This is a genomic window from Stenotrophomonas sp. YJH_SMC_43 (genome assembly GCF_059372535.1).
The window spans coordinates 250,351-262,684 of sequence record NZ_JCAFVQ010000002.1 but is presented as its reverse complement, the minus strand read 5'-3'; the positions used below and the strand labels follow the sequence as shown (position 1 = coordinate 262,684).

Annotated in this window: 12 protein-coding genes; 9 read left to right on the top strand and 3 right to left on the bottom strand. The window is 68.3% G+C overall.

Annotated elements, in window-relative coordinates; all coding sequences use genetic code 11:
• The first annotated feature begins 65 nt into the window (after positions 1-65).
• From AC5QAH_RS07610 to AC5QAH_RS07570, 9 genes are all read left to right on the top strand, one after another.
• A complete protein-coding gene (locus tag AC5QAH_RS07610) occupies positions 66-785 on the top strand; it encodes a tetratricopeptide repeat protein (RefSeq protein WP_019336500.1) in 720 nt (239 codons plus the stop codon).
• A 10-nt stretch (positions 786-795) separates the two neighbouring features.
• The gene (locus AC5QAH_RS07605) at positions 796-1,473 is read left to right on the top strand and encodes a Fe2+-dependent dioxygenase (RefSeq protein ID WP_019336499.1); all 678 of its coding nucleotides are present in this window, start codon (positions 796-798) and stop codon (positions 1,471-1,473) included.
• A 164-nt stretch (positions 1,474-1,637) separates the two neighbouring features.
• Complete coding sequence (locus AC5QAH_RS07600) at positions 1,638-2,048, top strand: hypothetical protein (protein ID WP_049413405.1); 411 nt, start codon at positions 1,638-1,640, stop codon at positions 2,046-2,048.
• Between the two features lie 146 nt (positions 2,049-2,194).
• Positions 2,195-4,615: a TonB-dependent receptor domain-containing protein gene (locus AC5QAH_RS07595; RefSeq protein ID WP_191862958.1), complete on the top strand. Its 2,421-nt coding sequence runs from the start codon at positions 2,195-2,197 to the stop codon at positions 4,613-4,615.
• A 279-nt stretch (positions 4,616-4,894) separates the two neighbouring features.
• Entirely contained in the window at positions 4,895-5,533 is a 639-nt protein-coding gene (locus AC5QAH_RS07590) for a PepSY-associated TM helix domain-containing protein (protein ID WP_010483588.1), read from the top strand.
• 26 nt (positions 5,534-5,559) lie between these two features.
• Positions 5,560-6,078, top strand: a complete 519-nt coding sequence (locus AC5QAH_RS07585; protein ID WP_004147429.1) for a DUF2271 domain-containing protein — start codon at positions 5,560-5,562, stop codon at positions 6,076-6,078.
• A gap of 73 nt (positions 6,079-6,151) precedes the next feature.
• Positions 6,152-6,955: a DUF4198 domain-containing protein gene (locus AC5QAH_RS07580; RefSeq protein WP_010483590.1), complete on the top strand. Its 804-nt coding sequence runs from the start codon at positions 6,152-6,154 to the stop codon at positions 6,953-6,955.
• A gap of 54 nt (positions 6,956-7,009) precedes the next feature.
• Positions 7,010-7,981 (top strand): FAD:protein FMN transferase, encoded by a 972-nt coding sequence (locus tag AC5QAH_RS07575; RefSeq protein WP_049455555.1) that lies wholly within the window; start codon positions 7,010-7,012, stop codon positions 7,979-7,981.
• Positions 7,978-9,582: a flavodoxin domain-containing protein gene (locus AC5QAH_RS07570; protein ID WP_049455554.1), complete on the top strand. Its 1,605-nt coding sequence runs from the start codon at positions 7,978-7,980 to the stop codon at positions 9,580-9,582. Before AC5QAH_RS07575 ends, AC5QAH_RS07570 begins: the two co-directional genes overlap by 4 nt.
• An 84-nt stretch (positions 9,583-9,666) precedes the next feature.
• On the opposite strand, the gene AC5QAH_RS07565 is transcribed toward AC5QAH_RS07570, so the two are convergent.
• Genes AC5QAH_RS07565 through AC5QAH_RS07555 form a run of 3 tightly spaced genes read right to left on the bottom strand, consistent with a single transcriptional unit; the run spans position 9,667 to position 12,135 of the window.
• Positions 9,667-10,272, bottom strand: coding sequence for a HutD/Ves family protein (locus tag AC5QAH_RS07565; protein ID WP_262102694.1), 606 nt, complete (start codon positions 10,270-10,272; stop codon positions 9,667-9,669).
• A gap of 34 nt (positions 10,273-10,306) precedes the next feature.
• Positions 10,307-11,032, bottom strand: coding sequence for a murein L,D-transpeptidase catalytic domain family protein (locus tag AC5QAH_RS07560; protein ID WP_010483599.1), 726 nt, complete (start codon positions 11,030-11,032; stop codon positions 10,307-10,309).
• Between the two features lie 17 nt (positions 11,033-11,049).
• A complete protein-coding gene (locus tag AC5QAH_RS07555; protein ID WP_191850749.1) occupies positions 11,050-12,135 on the bottom strand; it encodes a L,D-transpeptidase in 1,086 nt (361 codons plus the stop codon).
• Positions 12,136-12,334: the final 199 nt, after the last annotated feature.

Sequence of the window (12,334 nt, the reverse complement as noted above, 5' to 3'; positions counted from 1 at the left end):
AACTTCGCTCCACCACGGCGGCAGGCTCTCCTGCCGCCGTTTTTGTTTCCGGCGATACTCACCCCATGGCGACCCTTACCCCCATCGACAGCGACGCCCTGGCCGAACTGCTGCAGCACGACCCGGCAGCCGCGTTCGCACGCGTGCGCGACGCTGCGCAGGCCGGCCAGGTCGAGGCACAACTGCTGCTCGCGCAGATGCACATGGAAGGCAAAGGCACCGCGCAGGACGCCTCGGCGGCACTGCTCTGGTACGAAACCGCCGCCAACAACGGCGCGCCGATGGCGATGAACATGCTTGGCCGCTGCCACGAACTGGGCCAGGGCACCACGGCCAATCCGGCACTGGCCGCAGTGTGGTACCGCCGCGCGGCCGACACCGGGCTGGACTGGGGCCTGTACAACCTGGCCAACCTGCTGGCCACCGGCCGCGGCGTGCCGCTGGACCGCGCGCAGGCGCTGGCTCTGTACACGCGCGCCGCGCACCTGGGCCACGCCAAATCGATGAACCTGCTGGCCCGCCACCTCGAAGACGGACTGGAGATCGAGCGCGATCCGCAGGCGGCGCTGGACTGGTACCAGCGCGCGGCCGAGGCCGGTGATTTCCGCGGCCAGGCCAACTACGCCTCGATCCTGCTGCAGGCCGGCCACGTCGAGCAGGCCGTGCACTGGCTGCGGCTTGCACTGGCCCACGGCAGCCCGGCGTTCATGGCGCACCTCGTGCCGGAACTGGCCGCATCGCCGCATCCACAGGTGCGCGCCCTGGTCGCACCGCCGTCCCTCTGAGGAGTCCCGCATGCTGCTGCACATCCCCGACATTCTCAGCGCCGACCAGGTGGCCGACTTCCGCCGCCGGCTGGATGCCGCCGACTGGACCGATGGCCGCGAGACCGTCGGCCATCTGGGCGCACAGGCCAAGCACAACCAGCAGCTGCCCGAGGCCTCACCGCTGCGCCGCGAACTGGGCGAGATCATCCTCGTCGCACTGGCCCGGCACCCGCTGTTCTTCAGCGCCGCGCTGCCACTGAAGTACCTGCCACCGCGCTTCAATCGCTACAGCGGCGGCGGCACCTATGGTTTCCATGTCGATGGCGCGGTGATGAACCTGGCCAACGGCGAACAGCTGCGTTCGGACATCTCCTGCACCCTGTTCCTCTCGGCGCCGGACGAGTACGAGGGCGGCGAACTGATCATCAGCGACACCTACGGCGAGCATGAAGTGAAGCTGCCGGCGGGCGACCTGATCGTCTACCCGTCCAGCAGCCTGCACCAGGTGCGGCCGGTGACCCGAGGTGCGCGCGTGGCCTCGTTCTTCTGGGTGCAGAGCATGGTCCGCGACGATGTGCAGCGCCGCCTGCTGTGGGAAATGGACGGTTCGATCGAGCGCCTGCGGCAGACCGGCGGCGACGCCGAAGCGGTGCTGCAGCTGACCGGCGTGTACCACAACCTGCTGCGGCGCTGGAGCGAAGTCTGAGCCCCATCCGACCAGTCTGCGACATTTTGGCAATCATTCTCATTTGCAACAGCTAACAGCTCTCATTACAATCACGCCCCGTTGATGCCGGCCACTGCCGGCAGACCCCTGGGGACCCCTGCTTGCTGCGCCCGCTTCGCCCTCGCCCACTCATCCATCGCAAGATGGGCACCGCCATGCGCGGCCAGCGTCCTGCGCTGGCCAGCCTGCTGGCGTGGGTGGCGATGCTGGTACTGCTGATGGGTACTCTGCCGCTGCTCCCAGAGGCCCACGCCGGCAACGCCGCGCAGGCAGTGCAGCCGCCGCTGGAAGAGCGTGGCGGCGAAGCCCCGCTGCAGGAAGAAGCCCCGGCCAAGCTGCGTCGCTGTGCTGCCGCGCCGGTGAAATCAGCCGAGAAGGCACACCCGCCGCTGCTGCTGGCCAGCCAGTGGCTGCGTACCGAACGTGAACTCGTACCCGCCACGCCGGCCATGCCCGGTGTGCGCCCGGACTGGCCGCTGGCCGCTCCGGACACGCCCTGGGCCGACGCGCCCGGGCGCCGCCAGCAACGCGGCCAGGCGCCGCCGCTCGCCTGATCCACGGCCCTGCGTGACCGCCCGCGCGGTCGCGTCAGCGCACCGCTGCCTGCTTCATCCCTGCCGCCCCTGACCGGGCCTCCCCGTGCATGCCGCGCCACTCGCGCCTGGCATTGCACCACCCTGCATCCTTCGAGGTTACTGCCATGGCCCAGCGCCATCGTGTCCGTTCGTCCCTGTCCCGTACCCTGCTGACCAGTGCCGTACTGGCGGCCATGACCGCCCCTGCCTTCGCCCACGGTGACGCTTCCGGCGCGCCGCAGACGCTGGACAAGGTGGTGGTCACCGCCTCCGGCTTCGAGCAGAAGGTGGTCGATGCACCGGCCAGCATCAGCGTGGTCAGTCGCGAAGAACTCAGCAAGCGCCCCTACACCAACCTGGTCGACGCGCTGCGCGACGTCGAAGGCATCGATGTCGGCCTGGAGGCCAGCGACAAGAACGGCCGCGCCACCATCTCCATGCGCGGCCTGCCGTCCGAGTACACCCTGGTGCTGATCGACGGCCGCCGCCAGAGCAATGTCGGCCAGCTGTATCCGAACAACTTCGGTGGCGGCCAGTTCGCCTACCTGCCGCCGCTGGACGCGATCGAACGCATCGAAGTGGTGCGCGGCCCGATGTCCACGCTGTATGGCTCGGACGCGATGGGTGGCGTCATCAACATCATCACCCGACGCAACCAGGACAGCTGGCACGGCGCCGTGACCCAGGGCTTCACCGTGCAGCAGGATGACCAGTTCGGTGATGCACGCACCACCGACCTGTACCTCAGCGGCCCGCTGCTGAAGGACCGCCTCAGCCTGGCGGTGCGCGGCAGCTACTACGACGCCAAGGCCTCCAATCCGGAGTGGGATGCACTGACCCTGCCCGACGGCAGCCTGTGGGAGCGCAGCATCGGCTTCGGCGGCGGTGGCAAGTCGGTGGCCAACACCAACTGGAACACTGGCGTACGCCTGGATTTCCGCGTCAACGACGATCACGAACTGTGGCTGGACTACGACGTGTCGCGGCAGAAGTACGACAACAGCGAAGGACAGACCGGCACGCTGGACAGCCTGGCCAGCCTCTGGCGCGTCGGCAACGCGGTCATCCCCAACCCGAACGGCAGCGGCACCGTCACCCGCCGCGTAGTGCAGCCGCGCGTCGGCTACACCGCCTACCAGCGCTACGAGCGCGATCAGTTGTCGTTGACCCACCAGGGCCGTTACAGCTTCGGCACCTGGCAGACCTCGCTGACCCACAGCAAGAGCAGCAACCTCGGCCGCTCGCTGCCGCTGACCCTGGACGAGCGCGCCAACCTGCAGACGCTGTGGAATGACGTCTGCCGCCGCACCGGTGCCGCCAACAACTGTGCGGCCGGCCGCGGCAATGCGCTGACCGCACTCAATCCCAGCGAGATGGCGCGCCTGCAGGCGTTCCTGCCGCGCCCGCTGCGCACCATGGAATTGGAAGGCTACGTGCTCGACACGATGCTCGACCTCGACTTCGGCGCGCACAAGCTGACCGTCGGCGGCCAGTACAACGACACCGACATGATCGATGGCGTGTTCGGCATGGATGGCGCCGGTTACCGCAGCAACACCAAGCAGAAGCACCGCATGTGGGCCCTGTTCGCCGAGGACAACTGGGCGTTGACCGATAGCCTCACCGCCACCTTCGGCCTGCGCTACGACGACCACAACGTGTTCGGCAGCCACGTCAGCCCGCGCGGCTACCTGGTGTGGAACGCCAGCGACGCGTGGACCTTCAAGGGCGGCGTCAGCACCGGCTACAAGACCCCGCGTCCGGACCAGCTGTTCCCGGGCATCACCGGCTTCGGTGGCCAGGGCGTGCTGCCGCTGGTGGGTTCGCCGAACCTGAAGCCTGAAACCAGCACCAACTACGAGTTGGCCGCCTACTACGAGGGCCAGCGCTGGGGCTTCAACGTGACCGGCTTCTTCAACAAATTCGAGGACAAGATCGCCAGCGGCGGCACCTTCCCCAACTGCGAAGTGGCCCGCGCCGGCAGCGGCTACTGCGTGGACATCGGCCCAGGCTGGGCAGCACTGGGCTACAGCACCTTCACCCAGAGCGTGAACATCGACAAGGCCGAGACCCGCGGTGCCGAGCTGGCCGGTCATGTCGACCTGCTCGACACCCTGCAGCTGCGCGGCAACTACACCTGGACGAAGAGTGAGCAGACCAGTGGCGCACAGAAGGGGCTGCCGATCAGCGGCACCATGCCGGCAAAACACATGGCCAACGCCAGCCTCAACTGGCAGATCAATGAAGCGGTCAGCCTGTCGCTGATCGGTGAGGGCCGCTACGACCGCTACCGCGACACGCTGCTGGATGCCAGCGGCGCCAGCCACACCCGCTACTACGAGGACTACACGATCTTCCATCTCGGTGGCAGCTGGAAGGCCACGCCCTGGCTGACGGTGAACGCACGGGTCAACAACCTGCTCGACAAGGATTTCGTCTCGCAGTCGTGCCTGTTGATCAGCCAGAGCGAATTCAACTGCGTGGACGACTATGCGACCAAGGACCAGCGCCGCAGCTACTGGATCTCGCTCAACGCGAAGTTCTGATCGCCGCGCACCGCCTTGGTGGGTGCCAACCTTGGTTGGCACCGCCCTGATCTGGTGAGGGCCGACCTGGGTCGGCACCGCCCTGCTCTGGTGGGTGCCAACCTTGGTCGGCACCGCTTCATCCACGCATGGCGTGGATCTACCGACCCGCGGTAGCGGTAGTGCCTGCCGCCGGCCGGCAGCCGGTAACACCCCCTCCGGGATACAGAACGACACGCAATTGCGAGCTATTCTCATCAATGATGTAATGGGCAGTCCCCGTCCGCCCCGAACCGTGCCGTGAGCCGTCCTGCCTCTTCCACCGTGCAGCAGCAACAGAACCGTGGCTTCTGGCTGCGGACGCTGCACCAGTGGCACTGGATCAGCTCGGCGGTGTGCCTGATCGGCATGCTGCTGTTCGCGGTGACCGGCCTGACCCTCAACCATGCCGCGAAGATCGAGGCCAAGCCCGAGGTGCAGAACCAGCATCTGGAGCTGCCGGCCGAACTGCTGGGCCAACTGGGCACCCGCGAAGACGGCAACGCGCCGATCCCGCGCCCGGCGCGGCAATGGCTGGATACGCAGCTGGGCATCGCCATTGGCGGCCGCCCGGCCGAATGGTCGGCCGAAGAGATCTACCTGTCGCTGCCGCGCCCCGGTGGCGATGCCTGGCTGAGCATCGATCGCCAGACCGGCGCGGTGGAATACGAATCAACCTCGCGCGGCGCGGTGTCCTACCTCAACGACCTGCACAAGGGCCGCAATGCCGGCCCGGCGTGGGGCTGGTTCCTGGACCTGTTCGCCGTGGCCTGCCTGGTGTTCTGCATCACCGGCCTGTTCCTGCTGCACCTGCATGCGCGGCAGCGGCGCATGACCTGGCCGCTGGTCGGCCTCGGCCTGATGATCCCGCTGCTGATCGCCCTGCTGCTGATCCACTGACTTTCCTTCGTTCCTGGAGCCGCCCCATGCGCGTCACCCTGACCATCGCCCTCAGCGGCCTGCTGGCCACTTCGCCGGCCTATGCCACCACGCTCGACATCAACGTCGAAGTGCCCAAGCTCAACGTCGCCGAGTACCACCGCCCGTACGTGGCGGTGTGGCTGGAAGGCGCCGACCAGAAGGTCGCGGCCAACCTGTCGGTCTGGTACCAGCAGACCAGCAACAGCGAAGGCCATGGCACCAAGTGGCTGCCCGACCTGCGCCAGTGGTGGCGCAAGAGCGGCCGCACCCTGCAGGTGCCGGTGGACGGCGTGACCGGCCCGACCCGCCCGGCCGGCAAGCACGCGCTGTCGTTCAACGACAAGCAGCCGGCACTGAAGCAGCTGGCCCCGGGCAACTACACCCTGGTGGTGGAAGCGGTGCGCGAAGTCGGCGGCCGTGAACTGCTGAAGATTCCCTTCACCTGGCCGGCCACCGCCGCACAGAACGGCAAGGCGCAGGGCGCCACCGAACTGGGCCAGGTCACCCTCGCCGTCAAACCCTGAGAGGGGACGGAGGGGATCAAGTCGTAGCCCCCTCTTCCTTGCCGCATCACCCGCATCCACTGGAGTCCTCCGCATGAAGCGCACGCTCGTCCTCGCCGCCGCCCTGGCCGCTGCCCTTCCCTTCTCCGCCCTGGCCCACAAGGCCTGGCTGCTGCCCTCGCAGACCGTGATCGCCGGCAACGCGCCGTGGATCACCGTCGACGGTGCGGTCTCCAACGACCTGTTCTATTTCAACCACGTGCCGCTGCGCCTGGAATCGCTGGTGATCACCGCGCCGGACGGCAGCACCGTGCAGCCGCAGAACGCCTCCACCGGCAAGTACCGCAGCGTGTTCGACATCGAACTGAAGCAGCCGGGCACCTACCGCATCGCGTCGGTCAATGACGGCCTGTTCGCCACCTACGAGCAGAACGGCGAGCGCAAGCGCTGGCGCGGCAGCGTCGCCACCTTCGGCGAACTGCCCAAGGACGCAAAGAAGCTGGAAGTGAGCCAGTCGGTCGGCCGCGTGGAGACCTTCGTCACCAACGGTGCGCCGAACGACACCGCGCTGAAGCCCACCAACCGTGGCATCGAGCTGGTCGCCGTCGGCCACCCGAACGACCTGTTCGCCGGCGAGGAAGCCACCTTCCGCGTGCTGGTCGACGGCAAGCCGGCCACCGGCCTGGAGTTCGAGATCGTGCGTGGCGCCACCCGCTACCGCAACGCGCAGGACGAACTGAAGGTCACCAGCGATGCCAAGGGCGAGATCAAGGTGACCTGGCCGGAAGCTGGCATGTACTGGCTTGAAACCGGCACCGAGGACAACAAGACCTCGGTGAAGCAGGCCGCCAAGCGCCGCCTGAGCTACGTGGCCACGCTGGAAGTGCTGCCGCAGTAATGACGTGGACCGCGATGCCGGGCAGCCCCGGCATCGCATCTGCAGCACACCACCATGACCGATCCCCAGCTCGACATCGCCCGCCTCGGTGGCATCACCATGGGCACCACCTGGAGCGTGTCGCTGGTCGCGCCGCGCCAGCGCGACCTGCACCCGCTGCATGCCGGCATCCAGGCGCGGCTGGACGAGGTGGTCGCGCAGATGAGCACCTGGGAGCCCGGCTCGGACCTGAGCCGCTACAACCGCGCCAACGCTGGCCAATGGTGCGCGCTGCCGGCTGAGACCCGCCAGGTGCTGGCCTGCGCACAGGCCATCGCCGCCGCCAGCGATGGTGCATTCGATCCCACCGTCGGCCCGTTGGTGGCACTGTGGGGTTTCGGTGCACATGCCGGCGAACGCCGCCAACCCGATGCCGCCACCGTGCGGGCCACGCGCGAGCGCTGCGGTTGGCAGCGCCTGCAATGGCGCAGCGATGCGCTGCTGCAACCGGGCGGACTGGAACTGGATCTGTCGGCGATCGCCAAGGGGTTCGGCGTCGATCACGTGGCCGCCTGGCTGCGCGATCAGGGCATCGCCGCTGCACTGATCGAGGTCGGTGGCGAACTGGCCGGCTACGGCCGAAAACCGGACGGCCAGCCGTGGCGCGTGCTGGTGGAGTCCGCACCGGAAGAAGACGCGCACACCGAAACACCACCGCGGGTGCTGGCACTGGAGGACAAGGCGGTGGCCACCTCCGGTGATCGCTGGCACCAGTACCAGGCCGATGGCCAGGCCTTCAGCCATAGTCTCGACCCGCGCACCGGTATGCCGGTACGCCAGGTCGCCGCAGCGGTCACCGTGGTGGCGGACGATGCCATGCACGCCGATGCCTGGGCCACCGCACTGACCGTGCTCGGCCACGAACAGGGCATGGCGCTGGCCGAACGCGAAGGCCTGGCTGCACGCTACCTGCAGCGTGCAGCAGACGGCCCCCGGGAATTTCTCAGCAGCGCCTTCCAGCGCCTGCTCGACGAGCAGGACGCATGAGCGCACGTCCATCGCGCGCGTGGCTCGGCAACGCACTGGCCCTGCTCCTGCTGGCGCTGATCGCCTGGGCGTTGCTGCGACTGCATCTCGGCGAAGCCTGGTGGCAGGGCGCGCCGCCGGCACGGCAAACGCAGATCGCGATCATCGCCACCGCGCTGTATGCGCTGGCCTGCGCCGCACTGTGGTGGCGTGGGCGACCGCGCGACGATGCTGCCTGTGGCGACGTCGCACCGATCCTGATGGTCTGGTCCAGCCAGACCGGTTTTGCCCGCGAACTGGCCGAACGCAGTGCCGAGGCATTGCGCGGTGCCGGCGTGCCGGTGCGTGTGCGCGGCCTGCATGAGGTCGACGCCACGCTGCTGGCCGACAGCCAGCGTGCATTGTTCATCGCCAGCACCACTGGCGAAGGCGACCCACCCGATCATGCGCTGCCGTTCCTGCGCGGCGTGATGACCTCACCGCCTGCGCTGCAGCACCTGCAGTACGGCGTGCTCGCACTGGGCGACCGCAGTTACGGCCACTTCTGCGGATTCGGCCACCAGCTCGACCAGTGGCTGCGCCAGCACGGTGCGCATCCGCTGTTCGATGCGATCGAGGTCGACAACGCCGATCCAGCCGCGCTGCGCCATTGGCAGCAGTTGTTGGGCCAGCTCGGCGGCGGCGCCAGCGAACTGCCCGACTGGAGCCCGGCCGAGTACCAGCCGTGGACGCTGCTGCAACGTGAGCATCTGAACCCGGGCAGCCCCGGCGGCCCCGTGTATTGGTTGCGCCTGCAGCCCCCGGCCGATGCAGATGCGCAGTGGCAGGCCGGTGACATCGCCGAGATCGGCCCGCAGCACGCACCGCACACCGTGCGTGCCTGGCTGGACGCACAACGCTTCGATGCGGATACCGTGCTGGATGACGGGCAGACGTTGCTGGCACGCGTCGCGCGCTCGCACCTGCCCTCATTGGTTCCCCCGGGTGATCTGCCCGCATTGCTGGCGACCCTGCAACCGCTGCCCCATCGCGAGTACTCGATTGCCTCGGTGATGGCCGACGGTTCGGTGGAACTGCTGCTGCGCCGACAGCTGCGCGCGGACGGCACGCCTGGCATCGGCAGCGGCTGGCTGTGCGACCACGCGGCCATCGGCGAACCGGTGCAGCTGCGCCTGCGCCGCAACGACAATTTCCATGGCGTCCCCTTCGATGTACCGCTGCTGCTGATCGGCAACGGCACCGGCATCGCCGGCCTGCGCGCACATCTGCACGAACGTGCCCAGCGTGGCGCACGCCGTACCTGGCTGCTGTTCGGTGAGCGCACCGCCGCCCACGACTTCCACTTCGGTGAAGAACTGCAGGCAATGCTGGCCGACGGCTCACTGGCACGGTTGGATGCCGTGTTCAGCCGCGACGGCGGCGCGCATCGCTATGTGCAGGACCGGCTGCTGGCCGAAGCGGCAACGCTGCGGCAGTGGGTGGATGAAGGCGCCACGATCCTGGTCTGCGGCAGCCTGCAGGGCATGGCCCCGGCGGTGGATGCGGTGATCGAACAGGTGCTGGGTGTTGCGGGCAAGGAAGCGCTGTTGCTGGCCGGTCGCTACCGGCGCGATGTGTATTGAGGTTGCCGCATCCACGCATGGCGTGGATCTACTGTAGAGCCGAGCCATGCTCGGCTGGCCGTGCCCACCGGCGCCAACGAATCATCACCCTGCCGCACTCACCCGTATCGCCAACAACTCGCCACCGCCCTGCAACGCGTGCCGCTGACGTTCGCCGGCCGCCAACCACGCGGTATCGCCGGCCCGTAGCGCGGGCAGGCCGCTGTCGGCACCGAACTCTGCCTGACCGGACAGCAGATGCAGCGCCCAGGCCACGCCCGGTTCGCAGAAGAAGAACATCGTGCCCACCAATGGCCGGTGCAGCAGTTGGGCCTGCAGCAGCTCGCGCTTCCACATCAGGTTGAAGTCGTGGGTGGTGCCATCGACCAGTTCACCGTGCAGGGTTTCCTCGCCGGCAAAGCGCACCCGTCCATGCGGCGGCAGCACCTCGGCAACGCGGCCATCGTCGAAGCGCAGGCGCAGGCCATTGCCCTGCAGCAGTACCAGTTCGCGCTCCACGCCGGGGAAGGCGGAGAACGCGGCGTCCTGCTCGATCTCGGCCACCGACAGACGCAGCGCCCAGTCATCCCCCTGCGCAGGCAGGCGCAGGATCTCGCGGGTCCAGCCAAGTCCATTCCGCCAGCGCTCGCGGCGATAGTCCAGGCTGGAAATGACCTGGCTCGGAGTGTGCAGCAGGGAGTCGATGTTCATCCGCGCATTGCATCATGCCGCGCGCCGTCGTGCATCACCGCGTGGCGAGCGTGCCCTGGCCACCGCACCCGCCGGCCAGCAGCTGCGAGTGCTTCAGCCAATCCTGGTCGGGGTAGTAAGCAAACACCATCGTGCCACCACGCAACGCATCGATCAGCGGCTTGGCCACCGACAGCCGCACCGCCGGGCAACCCAGGCTGCGTCCCAGCCGCCCCTGCAGCTGCGCGGTAGCCGGGTTCACGTACGGCGCACCATGGATGACGATCGCTCGGTCACGCGCGCGGTCATTGAAGCCCGGTTCCAGGCCGGCCAGGCGCAGCGAATATCCATTGCCGCCCATGTAGGTCTCCTGCGCGGTGAACGCGCCGAGACTGGACATGAAACTGCCGTCGCGGTTGGAGAAGTGCTCGGTGCGGTTCTCGCCGCTGTTGCGGCCATGCGCCACCCATTCCTCGAACAACAGGCGCTGATGGGCCAGGTCGAACACCCACAGCCGCGGCTCGGTGGACGGGCGCGAGTAATCGATCACGCTGAGGCGATCACCATTGATGCCCAGTTCCGGCCGCTGCAACGCACAGCGCATGGCGTGCGCCGCCAGCTGCAGCACGTGGCGGTCGGCCTTGGGCGCACTGCGCGACAGCAGGGCAGCCAGATCATCGGCAGAGGTGGCGAGGGCGGGCGTCTGTGCCAGCGCCGGGGCGCTGGCCGAGGTCGCCAGCAGGCCGAACGCGGCCAGCCGGCACAGGCGGGATGCAGTCATGGGCACAACGAGGGGACTCAGTTGCCCTTGAGGGTGGACCCTGGCGGCTCGGATTCCAAGACCGGCTGCATTCCGGATTCAGCCGGGCTTGGGCGGACCGCCGGCAGCGAGGTGACCAGCAGGGTCGTGCCCGGCACCAGCACCTGGTACAGCTGGCGAGCGAAATCGGTCGGCAGCGCCATCGGCAGCGAGGGCGTGGCCAGCAGGTCCGGCGTGGCCTGGGCACGGTCCTGGCCCAGCAACGGATAGGCCGTCCACTGGTGCAGCCGCTGGTTCACGTCCAGCGGGCTGGGGGTGTCGCTGTAACCCTGCCCCATCACGAACAGCGTGGTGCCCTGGAAGGCCGGCAAGGCGTCGGCCTTCAGCGGCGACTCGCCAATCATCACGCCGTCGCGCAGCACGTACAGGCGCTGGTCGTGCAGGCTGACCAGGATGCCGACCTGCCCGGCCGGCGCCGCGGCGTCGTTCCACCAGGCCTGTGCCGGGGCTCCGCCCTCGGTCTCCGGCAGGGCCTGGCCGCGCGCGTTCACCGGCGCCAGCACCGACGGATAGGCCAGGGTCATCGGCGAGCTCTTGGCATCGGCCACGACCACGGTATCGCCGCGCTGGGTTTCACTGAACAGCTTCTGCGCGAAGGCCTGCGGCAGGCGCACGCAGCCGTGCGAGGCCGGATGCCCGGGCAGGCTGCCGCCATGCAGGGCGATGCCGTCCCAGGTCAGCCGCTGCATGTACGGCATCGGCGCGCTGTTGTAGAGGTTGGACTTGTGGTCCTTGTCCTTCTGCAGGATGGTGAACACACCGGTCGGCGTCTCGTGCCCGGCCTTGCCCGAGCTGATCGTGGTCAGGCCGATGGCGATACCGTTGCGGTAGACATAGGCGCGCTGCTCATCAAGGCTGACCACCAGCACGATCGGGCCGGTCGGCGAGATTTCCGGATGCCACAGGTATTCGCCCGGCTTGAGGTCGGTCGGTCCGCGTACCTCGGCGGTGGCCGCAGCGGCAGCTGCAGGCTTGGCGGCCGGCGTAGGCGCAGCGGCATGGGCCAGCAGCGGCAGGGCCAGTGCAAGGGCGAGCATCAGGGTCGTGGGGCGGTGCGGAAGCATCCAGCGGGGGTCCTTTCCATGCGGAGCGGCCACCGTACACCATCGGCCCGTGGTGGCCGCGGCAAAACCAGGCGCCGGAAATGAAACTGCCCGGCGACACAGCCATGTGTCGTACCGGGCAATCGTTACGTCCTTGTCGGCCTGCTGCCGCCCCCTCGCATCCTGCGCTGTGGGGGTAGCGTTGCATCCTGCACGCGGC